Annotated in this window: 19 protein-coding genes and 1 pseudogene; 6 read left to right on the plus strand and 14 right to left on the minus strand. The window is 45.3% G+C overall.

The window, feature by feature from the left end; all coding sequences use genetic code 11:
* Positions 1-11: 11 nt before the first annotated feature.
* The 4 genes and pseudogenes from DW036_RS08395 to DW036_RS08410 form a co-directional block, all read right to left on the minus strand.
* Complete coding sequence (locus DW036_RS08395; protein WP_118462984.1) at positions 12-2,147, minus strand: glycoside hydrolase family 32 protein; 2,136 nt, start codon at positions 2,145-2,147, stop codon at positions 12-14.
* A gap of 74 nt (positions 2,148-2,221) precedes the next feature.
* The gene (locus DW036_RS08400) at positions 2,222-4,006 is read right to left on the minus strand and encodes a RagB/SusD family nutrient uptake outer membrane protein (protein ID WP_118462986.1); all 1,785 of its coding nucleotides are present in this window, start codon (positions 4,004-4,006) and stop codon (positions 2,222-2,224) included.
* A gap of 19 nt (positions 4,007-4,025) precedes the next feature.
* Positions 4,026-7,097, minus strand: coding sequence for a TonB-dependent receptor (locus tag DW036_RS08405; protein WP_118462989.1), 3,072 nt, complete (start codon positions 7,095-7,097; stop codon positions 4,026-4,028).
* Positions 7,098-7,548: 451 nt separating this feature from the next.
* Positions 7,549-8,037: pseudogene (locus DW036_RS08410) on the minus strand (PD-(D/E)XK nuclease domain-containing protein); the annotation flags it as partial.
* A 237-nt stretch (positions 8,038-8,274) separates the two neighbouring features.
* Between DW036_RS08410 and DW036_RS08415 the strand changes: the two are divergent.
* Positions 8,275-10,854, plus strand: a complete 2,580-nt coding sequence (locus tag DW036_RS08415; protein ID WP_147401449.1) for a hypothetical protein — start codon at positions 8,275-8,277, stop codon at positions 10,852-10,854.
* 1 nt (position 10,855) lies between these two features.
* On the opposite strand, the gene DW036_RS08420 is transcribed toward DW036_RS08415, so the two are convergent.
* Positions 10,856-11,980: an ATP-binding protein gene (locus tag DW036_RS08420; protein ID WP_118462994.1), complete on the minus strand. Its 1,125-nt coding sequence runs from the start codon at positions 11,978-11,980 to the stop codon at positions 10,856-10,858.
* Positions 11,981-12,091: 111 nt separating this feature from the next.
* Positions 12,092-12,949: a patatin family protein gene (locus DW036_RS08425; protein ID WP_118463241.1), complete on the minus strand. Its 858-nt coding sequence runs from the start codon at positions 12,947-12,949 to the stop codon at positions 12,092-12,094.
* Between the two features lie 94 nt (positions 12,950-13,043).
* Here DW036_RS08425 and DW036_RS08430 point away from each other — a divergent pair, with 94 nt between their 5' ends.
* Positions 13,044-14,231, plus strand: coding sequence for an aminopeptidase C (locus DW036_RS08430; protein WP_029428293.1), 1,188 nt, complete (start codon positions 13,044-13,046; stop codon positions 14,229-14,231).
* Positions 14,232-14,321: 90 nt separating this feature from the next.
* Here DW036_RS08430 and DW036_RS08435 read toward each other — a convergent pair whose 3' ends face one another.
* The 6 genes from DW036_RS08435 to DW036_RS08460 form a co-directional block, all read right to left on the minus strand.
* Positions 14,322-15,065, minus strand: a complete 744-nt coding sequence (locus tag DW036_RS08435) for a LytTR family DNA-binding domain-containing protein (RefSeq protein ID WP_118462996.1) — start codon at positions 15,063-15,065, stop codon at positions 14,322-14,324.
* A 19-nt stretch (positions 15,066-15,084) separates the two neighbouring features.
* The gene (locus DW036_RS08440; protein WP_118462998.1) at positions 15,085-16,299 is read right to left on the minus strand and encodes a sensor histidine kinase; all 1,215 of its coding nucleotides are present in this window, start codon (positions 16,297-16,299) and stop codon (positions 15,085-15,087) included.
* Between the two features lie 102 nt (positions 16,300-16,401).
* A complete protein-coding gene (locus tag DW036_RS08445) occupies positions 16,402-18,303 on the minus strand; it encodes a carbohydrate-binding domain-containing protein (protein ID WP_369906152.1) in 1,902 nt (633 codons plus the stop codon).
* Between the two features lie 37 nt (positions 18,304-18,340).
* Positions 18,341-19,087, minus strand: a complete 747-nt coding sequence (locus tag DW036_RS08450; RefSeq protein WP_118463002.1) for a DUF2490 domain-containing protein — start codon at positions 19,085-19,087, stop codon at positions 18,341-18,343.
* On the minus strand, positions 19,084-19,755 hold the full coding sequence (locus tag DW036_RS08455; protein WP_118463005.1) for a DUF4956 domain-containing protein: 672 nt from the start codon (positions 19,753-19,755) through the stop codon (positions 19,084-19,086). The genes DW036_RS08450 and DW036_RS08455 overlap by 4 nt, the downstream gene beginning before the upstream one ends.
* Positions 19,752-20,555: a polyphosphate polymerase domain-containing protein gene (locus DW036_RS08460; protein WP_187374570.1), complete on the minus strand. Its 804-nt coding sequence runs from the start codon at positions 20,553-20,555 to the stop codon at positions 19,752-19,754. The genes DW036_RS08455 and DW036_RS08460 overlap by 4 nt, the downstream gene beginning before the upstream one ends.
* Before the next feature lie 305 nt (positions 20,556-20,860).
* Here DW036_RS08460 and DW036_RS08465 point away from each other — a divergent pair, with 305 nt between their 5' ends.
* The 4 genes from DW036_RS08465 to DW036_RS08480 all read left to right on the plus strand — a co-directional run bounded on the left by DW036_RS08465 (position 20,861) and on the right by DW036_RS08480 (position 25,250).
* Positions 20,861-21,754 carry an electron transfer flavoprotein subunit beta/FixA family protein gene (locus DW036_RS08465; RefSeq protein ID WP_118463010.1) on the plus strand — a complete coding sequence of 298 codons (894 nt, stop codon included), beginning with the start codon at positions 20,861-20,863 and terminating at the stop codon, positions 21,752-21,754.
* Positions 21,755-21,846: 92 nt separating this feature from the next.
* Positions 21,847-22,866 carry an electron transfer flavoprotein subunit alpha/FixB family protein gene (locus DW036_RS08470; RefSeq protein ID WP_118463013.1) on the plus strand — a complete coding sequence of 340 codons (1,020 nt, stop codon included), beginning with the start codon at positions 21,847-21,849 and terminating at the stop codon, positions 22,864-22,866.
* 13 nt (positions 22,867-22,879) lie between these two features.
* The gene (locus tag DW036_RS08475; protein WP_118463016.1) at positions 22,880-23,524 is read left to right on the plus strand and encodes an energy transducer TonB; all 645 of its coding nucleotides are present in this window, start codon (positions 22,880-22,882) and stop codon (positions 23,522-23,524) included.
* A 19-nt stretch (positions 23,525-23,543) separates the two neighbouring features.
* Positions 23,544-25,250: an acyl-CoA dehydrogenase family protein gene (locus DW036_RS08480; RefSeq protein WP_118463018.1), complete on the plus strand. Its 1,707-nt coding sequence runs from the start codon at positions 23,544-23,546 to the stop codon at positions 25,248-25,250.
* 74 nt (positions 25,251-25,324) lie between these two features.
* On the opposite strand, the gene DW036_RS08485 is transcribed toward DW036_RS08480, so the two are convergent.
* Complete coding sequence (locus tag DW036_RS08485) at positions 25,325-25,612, minus strand: chaperone modulator CbpM (RefSeq protein ID WP_022393529.1); 288 nt, start codon at positions 25,610-25,612, stop codon at positions 25,325-25,327.
* A 14-nt stretch (positions 25,613-25,626) separates the two neighbouring features.
* Positions 25,627-26,577: a DnaJ C-terminal domain-containing protein gene (locus tag DW036_RS08490; RefSeq protein WP_118463021.1), complete on the minus strand. Its 951-nt coding sequence runs from the start codon at positions 26,575-26,577 to the stop codon at positions 25,627-25,629.
* Positions 26,578-26,643: the final 66 nt, after the last annotated feature.

The raw sequence follows: 26,643 nt of genomic DNA on the forward strand, positions 1-26,643 counted from the left end.
CTGTATTTTTATTAAAAGTTCATCTTTACCCTTGCATCTTTCAGTTTCCAAACTTCGGCAGTAACTTCCGTTGTATTTCCATCAGAGAATAGTTCCAATAGCGTACTGTTTTCTTTCAGAGGAAATATTCTTGTAGTAAATGCATCCTCGTCATTAATAAATCCTTCCACCACAGAACCATCTATAAACAGACGAATCTCCACCGGCTTGGTTGTATCCAAACGATACCGGTCCTTGCGGAGCGTCAAAGGAATGTGTGCACGCAAGGAGGAATGCGTCTGGTCCACAATGAACTCCTCCTTTTTCACATCATAATAAATCAGGCTATATTCGCCATTATCCGGGTTCTTGCACAATGTAAATCCAAACCGTTTTGCGTCACCGGGATAAAAAGTCGCCTTGACTTCAAGCTGATGTTCCCCTCTGCTCACAATGCACGGTTTCGCAGCAGTCAATGCCTGTCTGGAATAAACCGTCGGTTGTTCACGCAATTGTTTCATCACGGGATGGGGTGTCTGGCATAGTTTTCCATCTTTCAGCTGCCATCTTCTGGGCATACTGTAGAGATGTGCCCATCCTTGTTCATAAGTGGCCTCCCCTCCTATTTCATCGGGTATAATGGCAATGGCAGCAACATCCCCTTCCGGGGTCTCAACAACAGAGGGGGACAGCAAGCGGTTGATGACCTCCAGATTTTGAGGAACCGGGTTGTCCGGCATAAACTTTTCATTCTTGAAATCTCCTATCCAATACTGGCAACGCGCAGGTATGCCTTTATGAGGAACCCTATTCACCAAAAGAACATATTTGCCGCCCATCTTCTTAAAAACCGGCATTTCCCAGAAAATACCGGATTCATCCACTTCCGGATTGCCCTCAAACAGTAAATGTACAAAATCCCATTTCTTCAGGTCTGTCGATTTATAAAGCAGCAAAGCTCCGTGAGGTGTATCGGTCTTCTCAATGCCGAAACCAATAGTCATATACCAGACATCACCCTCTTTCCAGACATACTGGTCGCGCATGTCCGTACGGGTATATCCGGCAGGCTTCTCGGCAATGACCGGATTACCCGCATATTTCTCCCATTCTATCAGCGCAGTATCTTTCGGAAAAGCAATACCCACTCCCATCTTGTCTCCACCGGCTGTGTATATCAGCTGGGGGAGACCGCCATCATTGATGACAGCGTGCCCGGACCATATTCCATTCTTGTCATAAGCAGCATCAGGAGTCAAAGCCGGCTTTTCCTCGGTCCAATGAAGCATATCGGGACTGCTGAAATGTCCCCAATTTATCTGCCCCAAGAAGATTGCAGAAGCATTCTTCTGATTGAATATATGATATTTACCTTTATAAAGAAGTAAACCATGCGTCTCATTCGTCCAATTGGCAGCCGGCAACAGATGATAACGGGGACGGTTGAAGTCCTTCGCAAAACGGGTTTCCGGAATAGCCAAAACCGGGGTCTTCTTCAATCCTAAGGCAATCTCGTCTCTCCATGCAGACGAATCATCGGGAAAGGGAGTGAGGCTTATCCCGTCAATCAGCCCGTTTATAGCCGTAACATCGTACATCCAAACCTTCTTTTCCCTGAAATCCTTACCTACCCGAAGCGTCATTTCCCCATCCTGTAAGTTCCGAGACCATACCTCTGAATTCATCCTCTGCCCATTCAGGCAAACCGATTTATTACTCAAATCAAGGACTACATGTAGCCACTTGAAGCGGTCGACTTTTGTCTTTAATGAGCAGTAAGAGTACGAGCCATTCTGTCCCATTCCCAACAGCAGCCCACCATAACGGTCCACACATACCGCTACAGATGTTCCTACCATGTCTCTGATTCCCATAAAAGCAGCAGTATCCGTCGGATAAGATTCCAGAGCAAACCATCCGGACAACGACGAAACATCTCCTTCCGTGGCAGCATCCATCCAAGTAGAATACCCGTCTGTACGAAGGGCTTTACCTTCGACTCCGGCAACAAATTCCGGTATTTCCTTTATAGTGTACAAATTCAACAATGACTTGCCGTCACTGGAAAGTAAGGGATCCTGCCCGTCAAACGACCACGTTTTTTGAGCAAAAGCTGCATTCAAAGAAAGCAATAGACAGCCCAATATAGAATAGGCAAAGTGTTTCATAATAAAAGATTGTTTAAAGGAAGAGGGGGGAAACAAATGTTTCCCCTCCCTTGCGTTTCTATTTCAAAATATAATTAGTTGAACGGAGCATAACCGGGATTCTGTACATACTTGCCCCCAGAAAATCCGTATTGATTGTTCGGAACCGGATAATACTCATCCTTTCCACCCGTAAAGCGCGCATTGGCATAGTAAACACGATTGTCTGACTCCGCGGTAATGTACTTGTTCATGGTTGTTTCCACTATACCCCAACGGACCAGGTCGAAGAAACGTTCACCTTCCAAAGCCTTCTCCAGACGAACTTCCATACGAAGAGCCTGACGGGCATAGTCTTGAGTCCAGTTATCGGCAGGATAAGGATTGACAAGGTAGTTGGCCGCATCTTTGGAATCATCATTGAAATCCTTTACATAGGCACTGTTCCGGGCACGATTGCGTATCTGATTAATCAAATCACGGGCAGTTTCGAGTCCATTGCCTTCATTAAGTTCAATAAGAGCTTCAGCTTTCCAAAGAAGAATATCTGCGTAACGTATAATCTGCCAGTTCAACTGTGAAGCCCCCCAAGGCCAGCCATTAAACATATCACTACTTTCTGGAGAAACCCAGAAGCGCTTCACACAATTATAGCCATAAGTTTCTTTATCACGCACCCATCCTTCACACGGTTTGTCCGGATAAGTTTTCCAAGTTAGATTAGGACGGCCCACTACAAAATCAAGACGCGGATCTACATTGGGAGCCGTGTTTTGCAAAGTATAAACACCATTGTTCAATACGGCCCAACTATAATCAGATTTTGACTGATAATTAAAATCGGGCAGACCGTTTGCATCTGTCTGGTAAGCATTGATCAGATCTTGACTGGGCAGGAAGAAACCGTCACCTCCGTAAGGACTGCCACCACCCGGAGAATTCAACAGGTTACTCCAATTAATGCGGCCGGCACTTTCGGTGCCGTCATTCATGGAATATTGAATGGCAAAAACTGACTCTTTACCGTTTTCATTGGCCACTAAATCCAAGCCTTGAAAATCGTCAAGCAAACCATAACGATTGCTGGCAGTCACCTGGTCGCAAAGCGAAACGACCTCTCTCAGCAACTCTTTATCAATGGAAGTTACGGCATGCTTAGTTTCATCCTGCTGATAGGCCTGGTACAATTTGATTTTAGCTGCATAAGCCAATGCGATATATTTATGAATACGCCCTACTTCCGATTGCGATTCAGGAAGCTGTTCGGCTGCATTGAGCATTTCTTTGGCCAGTTTGCCTAAAATCTCGTCACGGGTAAACTCATTGTTCGGAATATCGGGATATTGGATAATCTCAACGTTTTCATCAAAATATGGAATCTTGTTGAAAAGGCGGCTCAATTCAAAATAATAATGAGCACGAAGCACTTTCATCTCCGCAATGCGGGATACACGTCCGCTCACCTGCTCGTCTGTTGCAACATTCAGAACACGCAATGCAGAATTACAACGCTGTACACTGCAATATAGATGATACCACTTGCTGTCCAGAAATCCATTGGTTGCATCCATATCAAATGTCTCCATACGGTGCACTTCATTAAGGTCACCAACACCACCACCGCCTTTATAGGCATTGTCCGAACGTACCTCACCATAAGTCCAATTGGAAGTAGGATGGCACCATACACTCCAACTCTGTCCCTCGGGACCACCCAAAGCTGCATATGCGGCATTCACCAAAAGGTCGGCACCTTCTGTAGAAGTCATAATATCTTCGTTCAAGCTACCCTGGGGCTTCAAATCCAGGAAACGGTCTTCATTACAGCTTGCAGTCATCATCGCTACTGCGCCAAGCATATATAAATGTTTCAATTTCATAATAGTATAGTTTTAAAGTTTAGAAACCAAATGATAATCCCAAAGAGAACGTACGGGGCAACGGATAAGGATAACCCAAACCTTCAGGGTCAGCACCCTTATAACCGGTAATTGTAAACAAGTTCTGAGCCTGGAAATAAATGCGCGCATGACGCATCTTCATCTTGTCGAGAATAGCTTTAGGAAGTGTGTAGCCCAATGTCAGGCTTTTCAACTTGATATACGAACCATTTTCAATATAGAACTCAGAAACTTCGTGCTCATTGTTGCTGTTAAGGGTAGTCAAGGCCGGTACACTGCTATTGTAAACACCCGTCTTTTCAAAGTTCTCGTAGGCATGCATGGCGTCGAGCAGGCGGGTAGAGTGATTGCCGGTCCAGCATTGGAACAAATCCGTATAATATTTGGAGTTGTTATAAGCATCACGAATCATGCCGTTGAAGAACATGCTGAGGTCAAACCCTTTCCAGGATGCCCCCAGATTCAGGCCTGCAATCACTTTCGGATTGTCAGAGCCCAACCATACGCGGTCGTTAGTATCAATCGTACCGTTACCGTCAGCATCCACATATTTGATACGTCCTATTCCGGGAGCACCAAACTGTACATTATATTTGGATTTATACTCATCCACCTCTTGCTGGGTACGGAATACTCCATCTGTCTTGAAGCCCATCCATGAACCGAACGGCTGGCCAACCAAGGTCTTGTCAACACCATTACCACCACCATAAGTATAGTAAATCTCTTCCGTCAGCTCTGTAACTTCATTCTTGTAATATGAAAAGTTAAATGCTACATTATATTGGAAATCCTTAACCTTATCATTCCAAGTCAATGCCATTTCGAAACCTTTATTGTTCATCGTACCACCATTATACCAGCAGTAACCACCTTCGCCAATGACAGCAATATACGGTTTCTCTACAAGCATATCACTCGTCTTCTTATCAAAATAATCGAGAGAAGCACTCAGACGTCCGTTCAAGAAAGCGGCATCCACACCGATATTGAACTGCCGTGTGCTCTCCCACTTCAAATCAGGATTGGTAGATCTCACTTTGTAACCACCGGGAGCAAGAGTTGTTCCATCACCGTTCATGTTGTAGCTTGCATCCTTCAGGCTAATCAAGTATTTAGTATAGGGAGCCTCATTATCAATGATATCGTTACCGTTGATACCCCATGAAGCACGCAGTTTCAAGTCCGTCAACCAATTCTTGGTCGCTTCCATAAACTTCTCACTTGAAATACGCCAGCCTGCCGACACTGAGGGGAAGTAGTCTACATTATTACCCTTTGCCAAACGGGAAGAAGCATCACGACGCACCGTAACAGAAGCCAGATACCGTCCCTCATAGTCATAGTTCACTTTACCGAAGTAAGACACCATACCATAATTGGAAGCACCGGCACCTACATTCTTACCGGCAGTCACACCGTCGAGATAAATATAATCTTCATCTTCCACAGCCAGTCCTGTACCATAACCGAACATGGATTCCGAATGGTTCTTCTTAGCCTCCGTACCAAGAAGTGCAGTCAGATTGTTCTTTCCAAATGCTTTGCTATAAGTTACGGTATTGGTCCATACCCAATCCAGTCTTTTGTTGGAGGATTGAGTCAACTTATTGACCTCATCGCGTGCCCATGCCGGCTCAAAAGTTTTATTGGTTTCATCATAATAGTTCATGCCAAAATTGGTTTTCAGCACCAAGTCCTTAATCGGTTCAATTTCAAGGAATGCATTACCAAAGATACGCCAGTAATCATGTTTGTTCTGCTTCTCGTTCTCCAACAGACGTGCCATGTTGGGAGCATCACCCAAAACATCATTGATGGCATCGTTATAATTGCCATTCTCATCATAAACCGTTTTGGCAGGATGTTGCTTGATGGCATTCTCATCTACCCCACCCGGACTAAGGGTCTGTGTCCAACGATTGATGGCAACGTTTTCGCCAATGCGCAAACGATTGTCAAGATAATGATAGTTGGAACTGATACGGGTATTGATTCGCTGGAAGTTTGTATTCTCTACCAGACCGTCATGATCGAGATAGTTCAACGCTAACGAAAAAGAACCATTATCGGAGCCCTTTGATAGTGTAGCACTGTAATTCTGCATTAGAGCAGTACGATAAACCACATCACGCCAGTCCGTATCAACGGCATGTACTTTAGCTCCATTCAGACCGACATAGTCCTGAAGTTGAGGAGTTACACCATTACCATAGATCTCACTGCTTGGCGTAGCACCATTATTGGCATACATATAAGCCGACCAATAAACTTGCCCCCATTCATCAGCATTCAGCATATCAAAGCCGCACTGATAAGTCTGCATGGTCAACGACATATCAAAATCCACACGGGTCTCCCCTTTCTTGGCACGCTTGGTAGTAATGATAATCACGCCATTGGCAGCCTGCGCACCATAAATAGAAGCAGAAGCGGCATCCTTCAACACCTGAATGGATTCTACATCATTGGAGGAAAGGATAGACGAGATATTTTCACGGGTCATCACGCCATCAATGACATAAAGCGGGGAATTGGCATCATTTCGGAAAGATGACTTACCACGAACCAATGTAGAGGTATTTCCACCGCCCGGCGTGCCGTCAGTCGTAATGTTCATTCCGGCAACACGTCCCTGCAAGCTTGACAATACATTTCCGGTAGGAATATCCGCTACATCCTTCATCTTGACCACAGCCACCGAACCAGTCAGACTGGCCTTTTTCTCAGACATATAGCCGGTCACCACTACTTCATCAATCAACTGGGAATCCTCCGCCAACTCAATACGTAAAGTGGGCTGAGCCTTTACTGTAACGGTTTTATATCCTATATAGGATACAGATAATGTGGCACCGGAAGCTACGGACAGAGTGAAATTTCCGTCAATATCCGTAATCGTTCCATTGCTGGCGGAACCTACTTCCATGACAGAAGCACCGATAATGGATTCACCAGTCGTTTTTTCAACGACAATACCTTTTACTTGGACTTGCTGGGCAAATGAAGAAATGCCCGCAAAGAGAAGCACAATTAATGTGCAAATCCTAAGATTAATGCTTTTCAACATATCTATTAATTTAAAGTTAATAATAAACCAATTCTGCAATTGAGTTTTGTGTCAGCAAAATTAGGCGAAACCCAGATTTGTACCTATAACAAATGTTACGAAAGATGGCATTTTTGATACATCCCCTTTCTAAAGGTGTTCTATGCATGTTTTTTGCTGAATAAACTTTCGTTTTAATAACCGCTAAAAAATAAGTTGGTACAATTTTCTTATTCAAAACAACTTTCAAGAGTTCACTTCAACTTCGGATTCGCATAAATAAGGGCTCTATGGTTCAGTAAAGATGGAAATAAGGTGCAGCAAACAACAGTCTTTATCAAGTCAAACGGAGCTAATGAAAACTGTACCAACTTATTTTTAGTGATTACTAAAAGCCCTGAAAGCAGCGGAATTTTCTTATTTCCATCTGCTTTCAGGGCTTTCTGTATTCTGTAAGATTAGACTATACCTGTCACACCTCTTCCAGCCGTACCAACTCCCAGTTACTGAACTGCATCACGATGCAATGCAGCGCTGTACCCTGACACATCAACTGCACCTTTGCGCCTTCGGCATAACGGTGAATCTGGTCTACGGCATCCTGCCACTGGGCTTCACCTTTAGCGGCATAATCCTTGGCGGAAAGATACTTCAGCTCCAGAATGTAACTGTGCTTCACTTCGGGATAGCGTTGCAGGTCCGGCATCAGGAAAAGGTCACAGAAGCCGTGGTTCAACTCCACTTCGGGGGCAATGAGGTAGTAAGCGTTTATACTGAGATAGGCTTGGAAGAAACCCTGAATGTTGCGCTCGCCTTCTATCAGACTGCGCACGGAAGAATTCTCTTTATAATCATGGGCAATCTTCTCCAAGGTTGGACGCCAGTCGCCGTCGAAGGCCATGTTGTTGCCGATCAGCTTGGTCAGGTCGATGCGTTCTTTACCTTGATATTGCTCCAGCACCGTGATAACTTCCTGCATGTAAAGCTGCAAGTCATCCTCCGCATTTTCTTTTTCTTCATTCATAACCATTCGTTTTTGTTTCACCCTTCAAAAGAAGCAGCTTGTTGCACAAAACGTATACACCGCAACAATGTTTATGAATGATTCATGCCAGGCCAAGATGGTGAAATGAAGCAAAATCACTATCTTGCGCTGCTTTTTCAGAACAACATCCATCAACAGACCATGAAAAGAACCATGAAATACACCTGCTTATCCCTGCTCATCCTTTGCCTGACCGTATCGGCAATGGCACAACCCACTTTCACCTACCGGGAGAAAACAATCCGCCCCGACAAGCATAATTATCTGATAGATGCGGCACTTACCAATGATGTCATCCACCCGGATACATACGTCTTCCGCTCATTGAAAGATGCCCTGCGGGCAGCGGAGAAACAACTCGCTTCGAACCAATCAAAAAGAAGAACCGTTCCGGGCAAAGGAATCAGCCTGTACATTGCCCCCGGAGTCTACTGGATTGACGATCCAGACGCCCCGGAAGTTCGCCACCCCCTTCCCGGAGAGGGCATCCCCTACGGCATGAAGCTGAAAGTCAGCAATCTTCGCCTCATCGGGCTGACCGACAACCCGGAAGAAGTAGTGATAGCCAGCAACCGGGGACAAACATTGGGTGCCGTGGGCAACTTCACCATGCTGCACTTTGACGGAGACGATATCCAAGCGGAGAATATCACTTTCGGGAATTATTGCAATGTAGACCTGATCTATCCTCTGAACGAAAAGCTGAACCGGAAGAAACGCTCGGAAACCATCGTGCAGGCACAGCTCATTATTTGCAATAGCGACCGTGTGGTGGCACGCAATTGCCGCTTCATCAGCCGCCTCAACTCCTGCCCCTTTGCAGGTGCACGGCGGGCATTGTTCGATAATTGCTACTTTGAATGTACCGATGACGCCCTTTGCGGAACAGGTGTTTATCTCAACAGTCGTTTCACCTTTTTCAGCGGTAAGCCTTTCTATAGCACGCAAGGCACCGGGGCAGTCTTTCTGAACTGCGATATCCATTCCCTTACCCGCGGACGGCAGTATTTAGTCAAGGTGGGCAGCCCTGTAACAATAGTCGATTGCCGTTGGACAAGTGAAGACCCGGAGTTGTTTATCGGCTGGACACAAGACCCAACAGACGACCTGTGCAGCTACCAATACAACCTGACACTGAACGGAAAGCCACTCTTCATCAATACCGACCGTCCCTGGCTGACGGTGGATATGACAGATAAAAATGTATTGGAAGCCTATCGGCTGGAAGTGCCGAAAGTCTTGTTCCATCATCAGGAAGCGGCAGGAGATACCGTTATTTACAATCTTTATAACCTATTGTCCGGCAATGACGGATGGGATCCTACGGAACAGAAGCCGGTGATAAAGAAACTCGGAAAGCAAAGGCATGGGTTCTCCACTGCCTACACACGCCGCAGCACCCAGCTACGCCTCTCGCAACGAAAGGCTGAAATAGAATCGGGAGTGGACTCAATGCACATAAAGGCCGACTGGCTTCGTTTCGGCACGGAAGCCAACTTTGATTCTAAAGTTATTAAGGCAGGTACCCATTGGCATATCTCCCCCAAGGATAGCGCTTTCGTGGAATTGATACAGAGACATGACGGCAGTTGCATAGTGAAAGGAAAGAATAACAGTGAAGAAACACATACGGTCAATATCATCGCTGGAGGTGGTAAAGCCGGATTGAAAGCGGCCTGCGTAGTCACTGTTAAATCCCGTTTCCTCGAAGCACCGGCATTTATCAGCCGTCCGCACATCGTAAGTGCAGCTTCATATCCCGGACAACTATCCGTTGATTATCAGTTGGATTTGCAAGGACGCACCGATCAATCCCTCATCACCTGGTATCGCTGTACGGATGCCGCAGGAAGCAACGTTATCCCCGTCGCCGTGTCCCGCCTCAACAAACCGGAACGGACGTATGCACTTTCACCTGCCGATAACGGTTACTATATAAAGGTATCAGTTTCACCCAAACACCTGCGCTGCCATGCCGGACCGGCAGAAAGCGCCATTACTGAAAGCCCGGTCGATACAGGAAACGACAAGACAGAGTATATAGAAACGGACTTCCGCAACTTCCCGGTTAATTATCAGCCACGCATCATCCCCGGCTTCTGGACAGTGGACAGCTATAAACCCGTCGATACACAGGATTTCGATTGGACACCCAATCCGCAAAACTGCTGGATATACGGCAAAGGAGTGGATGGTGCAGCAAATGCTACAGGTCTGCTCCAGGCAAGCAAGGGTGCCCGACTACTCTATACTCCCGTGGCAGCGACATGCGGCAATATGCACGTCAGCCTCACTGTAGATCCATGCAAGACAGCCGGACAAGGTTTTGGTAGTGCCACAGGGCAATATATGGATATTTACATCAAGTTCGATACGCGTACACTGACAGGGTACGCCCTGCGAATTATCCGCACCACGAAGCACGACCGCGCAGTAGATTTCATACTGATGCGCTACGAAAAGGGTGTTGCATCTCCTATAAGCCCCCCCGTTTCATCCATTTGCTATCGCACGGACTGCAAATTAGAATTATCAATAGTAGAGAATCGCTTCACCGCCCATGCGGAGACAAGCACTCAGCTCCCTGCCCCGCATCGTCCGGGTCTGACTGCCACCGTAGATCTGGAAGCAGAAATCACTCCCAATACTTACGGCGGAACAGGCATTCAGCACACCGGGTCTACGGGAGCCAGTGCAACAATGCTGCGTATAATGAAGATAGAATGGGACTAAATTAATGTTCTTCTCTGGATAACCAGATACTAAAAAAGAGATCGTACACCTGATAATAATCACGCTCCTTCGTGATGAAATCTTTATCAAGCAATCCTGCCAGTGCGGAACGTACAGAACTGGGCGACACTAATCCATGACGCTTGGAGAAAGCACCGGATACGACATTTATCGCCCGGCCTTCACGGTTGATGGCAATCAACACTTGTTTCTGCTTCTCGGGCAACTGATAGAGTAATTCGGCATACGTATCTGCTGTGAAGTTTACAATGTAGTTGATACCATCTTCTATCATCTCCATATCACACGTTCCCCCTTCGGGAGTTTTAAGGAAAAGGATATTCATGACCTTCTGCAAGTAGAAAGTCCCACCGCGAAAACGGTCATAAAGCACATTCACCACCTCAGGCAAAAGCACCTTTCTGTGTTCGCGAAAATGTCGAACGGCAAACTCTGTATATTTCTCCAAAGGAATAGGCGGCAGGTTCATGATAGTGACGCTCTGATAGAACGGACGTGAAGGTGAAGTGAAAATAGTCCCCATCAGATGTCGTTGTGAACCTGAAAAGACAAAGCGGGCATTACTGCAATATTGTACATAAGTACGCAATGTAGCCTCAATCGTATCTTCAGGATATTTCCCTATCTGCTGAAATTCATCAATAGCTATCAGACAGGGACGGTCTGCATGTTGCAAATAATGGAATATCTCATCAAGAGAAGCAGCCGGGTTAGCGATGTCACCAAGTCCTATATTCCAAGAAGGGACTCCACCTATATCATACGTGATACCCGCCTGCAAAGAGGCAATCGTATTTACGAAAGTTTCCCAAACCTTACGCCCCCGAGGCTTCAAAGCATCCAGAATGACTTTCCCGAACTTGTTTACAAAGTCACGCAACGAACGGGTAGCATAAATATCTACTATGAAAGTATAATAGTGTTCCGCCACCTCCAGCTGGGAGAAACTGTGACGAATCAGATCCGTTTTTCCGTAGCGGCGGGGAGAAATAAGAGCAATGTTGTTTCCGTTGAGCAATAACGTGGTGATATCCTCTGTTTCTGTTTCACGGTCACAGAAATACTTCGAAGCAACATAACCGTTGGTTACAAATGGGTTGTTCATATATAAGCCTCCTAAAGATTGTAGCTTGGCAAAGATAAGAATAAAGGATTTCATTGCCAAATAATGATTGCCACTTTATGGCAATCATTATTTGGCAATGAGGTTTTAGAATCAAATCAATCCTTGAAACTCATACTTCGCCGCACATGCATAACCGTCTTCATACAAATCAGTCAATTTCTTGATATCCCGTTCGATACGGTCGACTGTTACAGGTTTCTGCGGACGGATTACAGTAATCTCTCCTGCCGCTTCCATACGTTCCACCATCTCCAACTGCTCGTTGTACACACGGCAACGGCGGCTTAAAGCCTCACGCATCTTTGGGTATTTACGGTACAGGAAAGAAGGTATATGCATATCCTTCGCTTCTTTACGATATCCTTGGTTACGGGTAAGCACTACCACATTATGGGTAAATCCCTCACTCCTGGCACGCATCAGAGGAATACTGTCGACAATACCTCCGTCAAGCATCGGCTTATTATCCACATAAGCAATAGGGCAGACAAAAGGCAGGCTACTTGAAGCACGCACAATGTCAATCACACGATGCTTGTCCCGTTTCTCCTCGAAATAGTTCGCCTCGCCCGTCACACAATTTGTAGTCACCATTTCATAGCGCTCCGGGCAACAGAAATACGCTTCATAATCATAAGGAAGAATATGCTCGGGGAATTCCTGGAACAGCAGATCGAAGTCCATAATATTACGTTTCTTCAACAAATATTTCAACCCGATATACTGATATTTCTCCAGTAAGTCAATGTTACTGTACTTGGCACGTCCGCGCTGGCCGGACATATAAGAAAGTCCATTACATGCTCCGGCACTGACTCCGATAGTATAGGGGAAGCGGATGCCACGGTCCATAAAGCTGTCCAGCACGCCACAGGTGAAGACACCACGCATGCCGCCACCTTCAAGAACCAATCCTGTTTTGGGGTTGATATGTATCTTTTTCTCCATAATTATCTGAATTAACGCTTCAAAGATAGCTTTTGTTTCCGAAATCTCCCTATCTTTGTGCCAGTAACAATCAATTAAAACCAATTTAATCATGATGAAAAAGTCAATACTTATTGCCACTTTAGGCTTATTAAGTTTCAATGTGTCAGCACAAGACACTCCGAAGGCGGAAGAAGGCTTTATCTTCACCACCGTCAAAGAAAATCCGATTACATCTGTTAAAAATCAAAACCGTTCCAGTACATGCTGGAGTTTTTCGGCTCTCGGTTTCCTTGAAAGCGAACTGCTGCGCATGGGCAAGGGAGAGTATGATTTATCAGAAATGTTTGTAGTGCACCACACCATGATGGACCGCGGCGTAAACTACGTACGTTATCACGGTGACAGTTCTTTCTCACCTGGTGGAAGTTTCTACGACATCATGTTCTGCCTGAGAAACTACGGTCTTGTTCCGCAGGAAGCTATGCCGGGCATCATGTACGGTGACACATTGCCGGTACACAACGAGTTGGATGCCGTGGCCGGTGCTTACGTAAACGCTATTGCCAAAGGCAAACTGACCAAACTGACTCCGGTATGGAAGAAAGGCCTGTGCTCTATCTATGATACTTACCTCGGCAAATGCCCCGAAAACTTCACTTACAAAGGAAAAGAATATACTCCGAAGACATTTGCCGAATCCCTCGGAATCAATCCGGACGATTACATATCTCTGACTTCATTTACCCACCATCCATTCTACACTCAGATGAACATCGAAATCCAGGACAACTGGCGCAACGGCCTTTCTTATAACCTGCCTTTGATGGAATTCATGTCTGTTATCGACAATGCCGTTAACAACGGTTACACTGTAGCTTGGGGTAGCGACGTCAGCGAAAGCGGTTTCACTCGTGACGGTATAGCCGTTATGCCCGACGCGGATCGTGGTGCCGAACTCACCGGTTCTGACATGGCACGCTGGACAGGTCTTACTGCTGCCGACAAGCGCAAAGAACTGACTTCCCGTCCATTACCGGAAATCACCGTAACTCAGGAAATGCGCCAAACAGCATTCGACAATTGGGAAACTACCGATGACCACGGTATGCTTATCTACGGTATAGCCAAAGACCAGAACGGTAAAGAATACTACATGGTAAAGAACTCCTGGGGTACCAACAACAAATACAAAGGTACTTGGTATGCTTCTAAACCTTTCGTTGCTTACAAAACTATCAATATCCTGGTACACAAAGATGCAGTGCCCAAAGCATTGTTGAAGAAGCTGGGAGTTAAATAAGTGATTAGTGGTGAGTGATTAGTGATTAGCACCATGCGGCAATGACAGCGCAGCACTAATCACTAATCGCCAATCACTCACCACTAATCACTATTTCATCATCCTACTATTAATATATTCCGTAAACTGATCCTTATAATTCTCTCCTACCGGAATATAGGTCTCTCCAAAGACGATGCGCAGGCGAGAAACTTCCGTTATCTTTCTCAAATTGACAATATAAGAACGATGTACCCGCATAAACTGAGAGGGAGGCAAAGTTTCTTCCAGACGCTTCATGCTGAGTAAAGGCATAATGGGCTTAGCCTCTCCTTCTACAAAGATACGTACGTATTCACTCATTCCCTCAATATATTTAATATCTGCCAGGTTGATACGCGTAACGCGGTAATCACTCTTCACAAACAGAGTACCGTCATTAAAAGAAAGTTCGGACGGGGCTGACGGTGGAGCAATTGTTCCATGCCCTTTGGTGCGGAACTCCCACCATTTATACGCTTTGTCCACCGCCTTCAGGAAGTCTTGAAAGCCAAACGGTTTCAACAGATAATCCAGTGCATCTACTTTGAAGCCTTCGACGGCATACTCCGAATAAGCTGTTGTGAAGATAACCAACGGCTTTTCCGTCAGGGAACGTACAAAGTCCATCCCATTCAGATCGGGCATATTGATATCGACAAACATCAGATCAATCTTTTGTGCGGAAAGGACACTCATAGCATCGAAAGCGTCTTGGCAGGAAGCTACAAGATTCAGAAAAGGTACACGGGAGATATATCCCGTCAATTGGGTAAGAGCCAACGGCTCATCATCAATAGCTATACAATTTATCATAATATACCTCCATTCCGTATTAACTCACCGGTACAAGCAACTGTACATCAAAGCAATCGGCCGTATCATCAATAGATAGTTTATAACGCTCACCGAACAACAGACGCAAACGCTTGCGGATATTATCAAGACCGATACCGTGGTGCTGATCTTCGGACCTATAATAATTACTGTTGGAACAAACGAAATGAATTTCCTCTCCCACCACTTGCAAACAGACTGATACGAATGAAGCATGCTGATAACTGACACCATGCTTAAAAGCATTCTCTACAAACGAAACGAACAATAGGGGCGGTACTTGTACTTCGCCCGTATCCGTAGGAAAAGACACATCTATCCGCACTTTATCCGTATAGCGGATGCGCATCAACTCTATATAATGATTGAGGAACTGCAACTCCTTGGAAAGCGATATCAAGCGGTTATTCGATTCATAAAGCACATAGCGCATTAACCGTGAAAGCTCGACAATGGTTTGTTTGGCCTTCTCCGTATCAATATCCACCAATGCATGTATATTATTGAGAGTATTCATGAAGAAGTGCGGATTTATCTGGTATTTCAGATAATCCAACTCCGTCTGAAGATTGTTATGCTCCAGTTCTTTCATAGCCTCCTGATCGCGTACTGACTTAAAAAACAGCTTAACAGCAATGTTGAAACTGAACATTAGCAAAGCTATCAGCATGCGCCCCAGAAAAGGACCACGAAACAGGGGCACAAAGAAAGGCATCTCTTCGAAAGGCGGACGCGGGAAGCCAGAATGTCGAGGATCAGGACGTTCCCCCCGTGCAGACGGCATATCCGGTCCCGAAGGCTTACCGGGAACATCATGCTCTCTCGGCCCGAGACCTTCCTTTCCCCGGTCGCGCATTCTCTGTTCTATTTGCTGCCGCTTCATGACAGGACGACTGGGAGACACCATATCCACTAGCCAGAAAGTGACCGTAGATAATAATATGGCAACTACTACATACACTACCACTTTCTGCTTCAGGAAAAGGAAAGGAGCAAGCACACGATTATTCAACAAGAAAAGGAAAAAGAATGGCAACACATTGAGCCATAAAATAAAAACTCCTTTCCATCGCATCACTTCCACCTTACCCGATAAAAGTTCGAAGAAATTGCTTACCACCGGCACCATCAGTACGATAAGCCACACAGCAATGTAGATCATCATTTCCGGCAGGTAACGTTTATAGGTAGCACGGGCAAACACTTTCTTCATGTTTTGTTTCCTTTTTAGAGATGTCATGGCAAATATAGCAGACTTTCGATTAACTAACAAAAGAAATAGACGAGGAGGAGCTTTTCATCGGCAAAGTTCTCATTACCAATGCCAACCACCTCCGCCACCACCGGGACCTCCGGAAGATACGTTTCCTACCGAAGTCACCATACTGCCGGGCGTAAAAGTCGCTACCTGTGAACCTGCTGTATAGATTCCACCAACAGTCAGTCCATAGAATTCAGTACCTCCGGTCACCGAACCGCCTGTATAAATCGTATAAGTGGTGCCCGATACCAACTTCGAACTGCTAAACAACAATGTCATTTGCGAATAAGCACGGGGAATAGTGTAAGACATCACCTGATCAGAACCTTGAATACTAAAAAGCGTACCTTTACTACCCGAACCGCCATAGATAACCGTGCGTTGTGTACAAACGCTGGACGTGGGAGTACTGGTGCCGCCACCGATTCCCAAGATAGTTCCTCCTGTTATCTTAAAAGTATTCTGATCGCAGTCAAATCCTTCCTCGGGAGATGTAGTACCGATAGAGACAATCGTACCACCGGTAATAGTCAGGGTACCGTTAGAATCGACACCATCATTTCCACTGCTGTAACAATAGATATTGCCACCGTTGATAACAATGCTTTTAGAAGCATTCATACAGTCATCATAAGAATAGACGCTGACGTCACCGCCATTCACCGTAAGGGTACTTTTACTTTCAATCCCTTCACTTCCTTCACCACCCGGGGTCTTCACCCAGATAGTACCGGAATTGATAGTCAAATTACCGTCTGCTTTAATGCCTTTGGCGGAGGAATCCAGACGGTTATAGACATACTGTTTACCGGTAGTGATAATCTTCACCGTACTATTATCGATACTCAGAGTTCCGTCGCAATTAATACCTTTACCGGCAGCACCCGTACTTTTGACTGAAAGAGTAGTACCATTCATCACCAGGTTACCATCACATTTGATGCCTGCGGCAGAACTCAGATCATTGTCTTCATAGACCGCAGAACCCGAAGTCAGCAGAATCAACTGCCCACCACTGAGCGTGATGTCCGTTTCTGCCTTTACCGCTTTAGAGGCATCACCAGAGATGTCAGCCTTGATAAGCCCACCCCGTATATCAATGAATCCTTTTTCACAATCCAACCCGTCACCGGATGCTTTCACCTTCAGGATACCGCCACCAATAATGATTTTATCATTCGTATGAATCCCATCTTTCACGGCAGAAGCTACGGTAATATTGCTGCCGCTACGCAAACGCACATAGTCGTCACTACAAATACCATGCTTGTAATTACCTGTCACGGTCAGTGCCCCCGTACCGCTAAAAATAAGTTGTCCTTCACTGAAAAAGCATCCTTTTTCATCTTCGCCCGTTACGGTGGAGTAAGAAGAAGCATCTGCCAGATAGTTCTCCGTTTCTGTCTTCACTTCTACAAAAACACGCTTGCCGGACTGGATATTGATTGCCGCCCCACTGTCATTAGTCAGCGAGACACCCGCAAGAGTCAGTTTAAATTTCTTATCACTGTATACCTTGAAAGAACCGTTGGACGTCGAACCACTAAGTACATATTCCACACCTGCTACGGATGCATTTACTGTGACATGTGCTCCGTTTGTGGTTACTGTAACCCCACTCACAGAGCCTGCCACCGTTGCCGAACCATTAGCATATGCTATTTGTATGGAAGAAGCGAATGATGAATTCTCTATAAAGTCATCATATTCGTCATCATTCTTGTCGGTTATGATAGTTTCAGCTATTTCAACATATGAATTATCGGCCATATCTTCCCACGAAACATCAAAGTCAAGTAATGTACCCGAAGCATCCGAACTGCCTGAACTTCCACCGGGGTTCGTTCCCCCATTCGTTCCGTTCTCTCCCCAATCATCAAAAGGACTATCAGCACTACACGCGACACACAAGCAGAAACACACTGCATAAATCCCTATTTTCTGTATTCGTTTCATTTCCATCATTTATTTATGTGACTAATAAATCATTCACTTAAAACTTAAACGTATATCCCGCACCTACTACGTGCCCGTTCGTCTCGTCATCATCTGCATGATTCTGATACCGATAGAAGAAATCAAGTGAATTCTTCTTATTGATTTTGTATCCGGTACCCAGTGTCCAGCGAGTTTTATCCAGTGCCCAACTATCGGACATGGAATGATATAATTCACAAGAAGCATAAGGTGCAAAACGAGATTTCTTAATATTCCATTCAGCCTGCAAGCGTGAACGAAGTACATTCTTACCTTTGCCGGTAATTTCCTCATCTGCTTTTTGGGAACCATCGTCCCCATCGTACTTGGAAACAAAACGCGAAGTACGATACGTATACTGGTAACGTTCGCGCAAGGAAAATTCAAAGCGTTGCCAGTTCAACTTACCTGTCAAAGACAAGTACATACGATGACGGGGTGACCAGTAGTCAGAAACATAATTGCCTTTCTTGGTCATCTCTCCCGGACGATGGCTATTAATAAAAGTATATCCGCCATCCGCTTTCAAAAAAGAAGTGATGCGATAAGCCACACCCGCCCCCGCAGACCAGCGTTCAACATTATCCACACCATCACGAGTACGGAATTCACCTTCCACCGAAGCATCAAAGCCCGGGAAGATTTTCTTCTTTACCTCGGCACTGGTCCAAATGCCGAAGTCATCACTTTGGGCATATACTCCTGCAACCATTGTGCAGAGAAAAACAGCCAGTAAGATTATTCGTCTATTCATTTTCTTCATTCTCCTTTCCTCGGTATCCGTCTTAGTGTATCAATTGTATTTATCTCTTCACTCTCCGGTTCATAATAAACCTTCAGTATCGCTGCATCTCGCAGGAAATCGATATGGCCCACTTCTACTTTCGTGATGCTAAGTCCCGTTCTATTTTCCAGATCCATAATCAATTCTGCCCTGCGTTGCGGGGTAATCAATTCAATACGATCATACTGCACCAGCTTGCATGAAATATGTTTCAGCCAACGATTGCTTTCGCATAACCAAATACACAGAATAAATAATAAGTTTGTTGCCGTCAGTTCGGCATAACTCAATTGTACAGACAGAGCGTTGATGACGGAAATAGCTATAATCACAAACAGGTAGGTCATCTCACGCACAGGCATCGACTCTGTCCGGTAGCGAATTATGCCGAAGATAGCAAACAATCCAAGTGCAAACCCTATTTTCAGTTTCACACTGCCCAACAGGAATATCATCAAAAAAATGCTGATACTGATAAGCGTAAATGTGAAGAAGTAATCGCGACGACGGCTCTTCGGGTAATAAAAGAAACGAATAATGGCAAACACCACCACCATGTTGAAAACGAAGCGCAATATCAATTCCATAAATCCAGCCGCATCTATAAGCGGTGTCTCCATAAAGGCTAATTCAGCAAAATCGTTCATATACTATTTATTAATGTTTCTATATTTCGGGGAATTTCTGCCCTTCTCATTTTACGTACTTTCGGTTTGAAGCGGTTCTGTTTCAAGTCTTCATCCGTCAGTACACAACCCATGCAATATTTACTAAAACCTGCGGGATGTACATGCAAACGGCTTAATATATCGCGGATGGGCGATGATGTACGCCCGTCTCGCTTTAACTCCACCACAGCAAGACGTGGCAAGGCAGCATAATTCCCGTTCACCAGATTTCGGAAGCAAATATCCGTATCAATAGTAAGCCGTTCCGTCATTGCCCGGTTGACAAGAGTAATGCGTAGAAAACGATTCTCCAACTGTGGAGACAATTGCGGCAGCTTGTACCAGGCATACAAAGACAAGAAGTCATCCACATCTTCAGCAGACAATTCATCAAGAGCAGTGATGCGTATACGCCGCTTGTCCGTGCGACCTTTATTATTTTTATTTTTGACTTCAAGAAAAGTTAATTGGGAAGCAACATAGGTACGTACCCTGATTTTCTCACGTACCGCCCGTCCGTTTTGATGTGCCCGATACATTGCTTTGTCTACAGTATCCAGATAAACAGTATGATAAACAATGTTCCGTTCTCCTGTCACTTCCTGTACACGATAATCAACGGCAGCATAATGCAAAAGCACAGCCAGCGTTTCCAAAGGCAGCAGATATTTCGTATCCGTCCTGTTCATCAATCGGATACCACTCATTTCTTCCAGCGTGACAGGACCGAATATATCCAGCATTTCCGCTATATCCTTCAATGTTTCTTCTGTTGTCATACATGTTTCGTTTCTGTGACAAATGTAACCGCAAGAGTGAAACAAAGAAAATAGATTCAACCAACAAGTGATTTTTAACGATAAACACAATCAAAAACGATGTATTTTTTCTACCCTCTTTTGCTCAAAACCGTTCTGTATGTGCATTTTTTGCCCGCATTTCTTGTCAGAACGAACAGTTTGACTAATTTTGCACGCTGATAATTAGTTAACCGGATAATTTCAGTAGCTGGACACTATGTACCTCCTACTCCTATTCCCGGCACTGACGCTCCAAAGAAATACTAATACTAATAATTAATAACATGAGTTTGAAAATCGTAGTATTGGCTAAACAAGTTCCCGACACACGTAATGTTGGGAAAGATGCCATGAAAGCCGACGGAACCATTAACCGTGCGGCACTCCCCGCCATCTTCAACCCCGAAGACTTGAACGCTCTTGAGCAAGCCCTCCGACTGAAAGATGCACATCCGGGCTCTACCGTAACCATCCTGACAATGGGACCGGGACGCGCAGCCGAAGTTATTCGTGAAGGATTGTTCCGCGGTGCAGACAATGGTTATCTGTTGACCGACCGTGCTTTTGCAGGTGCAGATACCCTTGCCACTTCGTACGCCCTTGCTACTGCCATCAAGAAGATAGGCGAGTATGACATCATCATCGGCGGACGCCAGGCTATCGACGGTGACACGGCTCAAGTGGGTCCGCAGGTTGCTGAAAAGCTCGGTCTGACACAGATCACTTATGCCGAAGAAATTCTGAACGTTGAAAAAACTACCGGACGTGTTGTCGTAAAACGTCACATCGACGGTGGTGTGGAAACTGTAGAAGGTCCTCTGCCCATCGTTATCACTGTGAATGGAAGTGCAGCCCCCTGCCGCCCACGCAACGCTAAGCTGGTACAGAAGTACAAACGTGCTCTTGGTGCCCAGGAAAAAGCTGCTATCACCAAGGAAGGTGCTACTCTGCCTTATGCCAACCTCTACGAGAAGTACCCTTATCTGAACATCACCGAATGGAGTGTGGCCGACGTGAACGGTGACCTGGCACAATGCGGTCTCAGCGGTTCGCCCACTAAAGTAAAAACCATTCAGAACATCTCTTTCCAAGCCAAAGAAAGCCGTACGCTGACCGGAAGCGACCAGGATGTAGAAGATCTTATTGTTGAACTACTCGCCAATCATACGATTGGCTAAGCTACGAGCAATAAGCGACAAGCTACAAGTTGCCGCACCATTACACTGAATAGCACTTGTAGCCCGTAGCTAGTAGCTAAAAACTAAGAAATATGAATAACGTATTTGTATATTGTGAGCTTGAAGGCACCGTAGTTGCCGAAGTAAGTCTCGAACTCCTTACCAAAGGACGCAAGTTAGCTAACCAACTGGGCTGCCAACTGGAAGCCGTAGTTGCCGGCACTAACCTTACAGGTATCGAAAAACAAGTATTGCCTTTCGGCGTCGACCGTCTTCACATCTTCGATGCTCCGGGCTTGTTCCCCTATACTTCACTGCCCCACTCTTCCGTACTTATCAACCTGTTCAAAGAAGAAAAGCCACAGATCTGTCTGATGGGCGCCACTGTTATCGGTCGTGACCTCGGTCCGCGCGTTTCTTCTGCACTGACCAGTGGTTTGACTGCCGACTGTACTTCATTGGAAATCGGTGAACACGAAGATAAAAAAGCAGGTGTGGTATATGAAAACCTGTTATATCAGATCCGTCCTGCATTCGGTGGTAACATCGTGGCAACTATCGTCAACCCCGAACATCGCCCGCAAATGGCAACCGTTCGCGAAGGCGTAATGAAAAAAGAGATTCTTAATGATAAGTATGAGGGCGAAGTTATCAACCATGACGTTGCCAAATACGTACCGACCACAGACTATGTAGTGAAAGTTATCGACCGCCATGTAGAAAAAGCGAAACACAACTTGAAAGGTGCTCCTATCGTTGTAGCCGGTGGTTACGGTATGGGTAGCCGTGAAAGCTTCGACATGCTGTTCGAACTGGCCAAAGAACTTCACGCTGAAGTAGGCGGCAGCCGTGCAGCTGTTGACGCAGGTTTCTGCGACCATGATCGCCAGATCGGACAGACAGGTGTTACGGTACGTCCGAAATTATATATCGCTTGTGGTATCTCCGGACAAATCCAGCATATCGCCGGTATGCAGGAAAGTGGTATTATCATCTCTATTAATAATGATGAAAATGCTCCTATCAATACCATCGCTGATTATGTAATCAACGGTACGGTAGAAGAAGTGATTCCGAAAATGATTAAGTACTACAAACAGAACAGTAAGTAAATTTACAAACGGAATGAAGGGAATCGTCATTGCTTTATGCTTATTCTGCCTATGCGGAATGCTGAATGCCCAGAGCAAGTTTCCGAAAGATGGCAAGCATGTCTATTCGTATGCTAATGGGCAGGATAGTGTGATTTGCTTTTACAAAAACGGAAGACCGGTAGGACAACGAACGGAGTACTACCCGAATGGACAACTGCACCTGACTTTTACATACAAGACAGGACACATACAGAGCTTAAAGCAATATTATGAGAATGGAGCCTTAAAACGGGAAGAAGTCTTAAATGGACATTCTACCACTACAGGGCATCTGTATGATATTGACGGAAAAGAACTGGACTTCATCCCATACATGCAACTGCCTCAGTTTCCCGGAGGAAATGCAGAACTCATGAAGCTGATAGCTCAATATACCAAGTACCCTCCGCAAGCCGTAAAAGAAAAGAAGCAAGGATTGGTCATCATAAAATGTTCGATAGACAAAGAGGGCAATCCTAAGAATGCGGAAATTGTAAAGAGCGTTTCTCCGGAACTGGACAAAGAAGCTATGAGAGTAGTAGGGTTCCTGACTATGACTTACAAATTTACTCCTGGGAAAATAGAAGGGCAACCGGTTAATATGAACTTCAGCATTCCCGTAAATTTTCGTTTATAATAAAAAAAATTGAAATAATATGGCTAATTTTTATACCGAAGTTCCTGAATTGAAGTTCCAACTGAACAACCCGATGATGGAACGTATCTGTGAGCTGAAAGAGCGCGGATACCAAGATAAAGACAAATTTGACTACGCTCCGCAAGACTATACGGATGCAATGGACTCTTATGATAAGGTGCTCGAAATCACCGGAGAAATCACCGGAGAGATTATCAACCCGAACGCCGAAGGCGTGGACGAAGAAGGTCCTCACTGTGCCGACGGTCGCGTAGAATATGCCAGCGGTACGAGACAAAACCTCGATGCCATGGTGAAAGCCGGCCTGAACGGTATGACTATGCCCCGCCGCTTCGGTGGATTGAACTTCCCGATCACTCCGTATACCATGTGCGCTGAAATCGTGGCTGCTGCCGATGCCGGTTTTGGTAATATCTGGTCTTTGCAGGACTGTATCGAAACACTGTATGAATTCGGCAACGAAGATCAACACAGCCGTTTCATTCCGCGTATCTGCGCCGGAGAAACCATGTCTATGGACTTGACAGAACCCGATGCCGGTTCCGATTTGCAGAGTGTAATGCTGAAAGCTACATTTGATGAGAAAGAAAACTGCTGGCGCCTGAATGGTGTGAAACGTTTCATTACAAACGGTGACGCTGATTTACACCTCGTACTGGCTCGCTCGGAAGAAGGAACCAGAGATGGCCGTGGACTTTCCATGTTCATCTATGACAAACGCGAAGGTGGTGTAGATGTACGCCGCATCGAGAATAAGTTGGGTATCCACGGTTCACCTACTTGTGAACTTGTTTACAAGAATGCAAAAGCTGAACTTTGTGGTGACCGTAAGCTCGGCTTGATCAAATATGTAATGGCATTGATGAACGGTGCCCGTCTGGGTATCGCCGCACAATCCGTAGGTTTGTCACAAGCTGCCTACAATGAAGGTCTGGCATACGCAAAAGACCGTAAGCAGTTCAGCAAAGCTATTATTGAATTCCCGGCTGTATATGACATGCTGGCTATCATGAAAGCTAAGTTAGATGCAGGTCGTGCTTTGTTGTACCAAACATCTCGCTATGTGGACATTTACAAAGCTTTGGATGATATCTCCCGCGAACGTAAACTGACTCCGGAAGAACGTCAGGAACAAAAGAAATATTCCAAACTTGCTGATGCCTTTACTCCGCTGGCCAAAGGTATGAACTCCGAATATGCCAACCAAAATGCTTACGACTGTATTCAGATTCATGGTGGTTCCGGTTTCATGTTGGAATATGCCTGTCAACGTATCTACCGCGATGCCCGTATTACCAGCATCTACGAAGGTACGACTCAGTTACAGACTGTAGCCGCCATCCGTTATGTAACAAACGGTTCATACGCTGCTACTCTCCGCGATTACGAAACAATTCCTTGCAGCGAAGAAATGCAACCGTTGATGGATCGCCTGAAAGAGATGACGAATAAGTTTGAAGCTGTCACCAACGCAACGAAAGAAGCTGCAAACCAAGAACTGCTGGACTTCGTAGCCCGCCGTCTTTACGAAATGGCTGCTGTATGTGTGATGTCTCATCTTCTCATTCAGGACGCAACAAAAGCACCTGAGTTGTTTGCAAAGTCAGCTGTTGTCTATCTGAACTACGCTGAAGCTGAAGTAGAAAAGCACTTCAATTTTATCCGCAAGTTCAAAGTTGAAGAACTGGATAACTACCGCAAGTAATTAACCGATTACTATATTCAAAGAAGGCTGTCTCAAACGAATGGGACAGCCTTCTTTGTCATAAATAAAGCTCCTTACCGAAACAGTCTCAACTGACTGCGTAACTCATGAAGTTCATTCTGCATCTCTTCCATACGCTGTAACAGGTGATGGATGGCATCAATTCCTTCAATGTTGATGGATAAGTCATAATACATACGGCTGTAACGTTCCACCTCCGGCAGTTGGGTGAATGTCAGATAGCGTTCCCCACCTTCGGTCATTACTTCTATCAGGCCACCTTCCTGTAACAAATCGATAAACGACGGTTCAATGTGGCATTTGCGACAATACTCGCTGACTATGATTAATTCATTCTGCATAGTGCTACCTCCTTTTAGTTCATACTTTGAAGTTTACGGAACAACTCTTTCTGTTCTTCCGTCAAGTTCGTCGGCAGTTTCACGGAATAAGTCACAATGAGGTCACCGAACTGTCCTTCTTTCTTATATACAGGGAATCCCTTGCCTTTCAGACGGGCTTTCGTACCGTTCTGTGTCTCGGGTTTCACTTTCAGTTTTACCTTTCCATCCAAAGTATCTACCAACTGGTCTCCACCCAGGATAGCGGTATAAAGATCAATGGAAACATCTACATACAAGTCATCTCCCAAACGTTTGAATACCGGATCATCCGCAATCACAAACGTTATGTACAAGTCTCCGGCAGGTCCACCATTCACACCTTCGCCACCGTAACCTTTCAATTTAATGACTTGCCCGTTTGCCACGCCGGCAGGAATAGTAATGCGCACATTCTTACCGTTTACAGTCAACACTTGTTTATGAGTTTGGGCTGCATCACGAAGCGAGAGGTTTAAATCTGCATGGTAATCCTGTCCGCGGAAGCCTGCATTAGAACTTCCACGCCCCCGGCTTCCGAACATAGATTCAAAGAAATCGGAAAAGCCGCCACCATGACCGGAAAATTCCTGTCCATCGGATGAATACCAGTAAGAGCTACCATCCGTACCATATCCTGCACCCGAACCGCCGCCAAAGCCACCAAATCCACCGGCACCCGCCTCCTGACGGGCACGCTTTTGAGCCTCAAATTCATCGGCATGCTTCCAATGCTCACCATACTCATCGTATTTTTTACGCTTTTCAGGATCACTCAGCACTTCATTTGCTTCATTAATTGCCTGAAATTTATCTTTGGCAGAAGAATCGTTCGGATTCAGATCAGGATGATATTTGCGTGCCAATTTACGGAACGCTTTCTTTATATCATCCTGGCTTGCCGTCTTATCTACCCCAAGGACTTGATAATAATCTATATAAGCCATAGTCTATAAATTTTGTTATTCTTATATACCCTATCACAAATAACGCACCAAGTAGGTGTTTTGAAT

Origin of the sequence: Bacteroides sp. AF39-11AC (genome assembly GCF_003474285.1) — a bacterium.
GTDB lineage: Bacteria > Bacteroidota > Bacteroidia > Bacteroidales > Bacteroidaceae > Bacteroides.

What these genes read in the sequence shown, in the direction of transcription:
- DW036_RS08445 (WP_369906152.1), bottom strand. Translation starts at nt 18,303, where the DNA reads ATGAAACGAATACAGAAAATAGGGATTTATGCAGTGTGTTTCTGCTTG.
- DW036_RS08490 (WP_118463021.1), bottom strand. Translation starts at nt 26,577, where the DNA reads ATGGCTTATATAGATTATTATCAAGTCCTTGGGGTAGATAAGACGGCA.
- DW036_RS08435 (WP_118462996.1), bottom strand. Translation starts at nt 15,065, where the DNA reads ATGATAAATTGTATAGCTATTGATGATGAGCCGTTGGCTCTTACCCAA.
- DW036_RS08460 (WP_187374570.1), bottom strand. Translation starts at nt 20,555, where the DNA reads ATGACAACAGAAGAAACATTGAAGGATATAGCGGAAATGCTGGATATA.
- DW036_RS08400 (WP_118462986.1), bottom strand. Translation starts at nt 4,006, where the DNA reads ATGAAATTGAAACATTTATATATGCTTGGCGCAGTAGCGATGATGACT.
- DW036_RS08465 (WP_118463010.1), top strand. Translation starts at nt 20,861, where the DNA reads ATGAGTTTGAAAATCGTAGTATTGGCTAAACAAGTTCCCGACACACGT.
- DW036_RS08405 (WP_118462989.1), bottom strand. Translation starts at nt 7,097, where the DNA reads ATGTTGAAAAGCATTAATCTTAGGATTTGCACATTAATTGTGCTTCTC.
- DW036_RS08480 (WP_118463018.1), top strand. Translation starts at nt 23,544, where the DNA reads ATGGCTAATTTTTATACCGAAGTTCCTGAATTGAAGTTCCAACTGAAC.
- DW036_RS08455 (WP_118463005.1), bottom strand. Translation starts at nt 19,755, where the DNA reads ATGAACGATTTTGCTGAATTAGCCTTTATGGAGACACCGCTTATAGAT.
- DW036_RS08415 (WP_147401449.1), top strand. Translation starts at nt 8,275, where the DNA reads ATGAAATACACCTGCTTATCCCTGCTCATCCTTTGCCTGACCGTATCG.
- DW036_RS08420 (WP_118462994.1), bottom strand. Translation starts at nt 11,980, where the DNA reads ATGAACAACCCATTTGTAACCAACGGTTATGTTGCTTCGAAGTATTTC.
- DW036_RS08440 (WP_118462998.1), bottom strand. Translation starts at nt 16,299, where the DNA reads ATGAAGAAAGTGTTTGCCCGTGCTACCTATAAACGTTACCTGCCGGAA.
- DW036_RS08395 (WP_118462984.1), bottom strand. Translation starts at nt 2,147, where the DNA reads ATGAAACACTTTGCCTATTCTATATTGGGCTGTCTATTGCTTTCTTTG.
- DW036_RS08485 (WP_022393529.1), bottom strand. Translation starts at nt 25,612, where the DNA reads ATGCAGAATGAATTAATCATAGTCAGCGAGTATTGTCGCAAATGCCAC.
- DW036_RS08425 (WP_118463241.1), bottom strand. Translation starts at nt 12,949, where the DNA reads ATGGAGAAAAAGATACATATCAACCCCAAAACAGGATTGGTTCTTGAA.
- DW036_RS08475 (WP_118463016.1), top strand. Translation starts at nt 22,880, where the DNA reads ATGAAGGGAATCGTCATTGCTTTATGCTTATTCTGCCTATGCGGAATG.
- DW036_RS08430 (WP_029428293.1), top strand. Translation starts at nt 13,044, where the DNA reads ATGAAAAAGTCAATACTTATTGCCACTTTAGGCTTATTAAGTTTCAAT.
- DW036_RS08470 (WP_118463013.1), top strand. Translation starts at nt 21,847, where the DNA reads ATGAATAACGTATTTGTATATTGTGAGCTTGAAGGCACCGTAGTTGCC.
- DW036_RS08450 (WP_118463002.1), bottom strand. Translation starts at nt 19,087, where the DNA reads ATGAAGAAAATGAATAGACGAATAATCTTACTGGCTGTTTTTCTCTGC.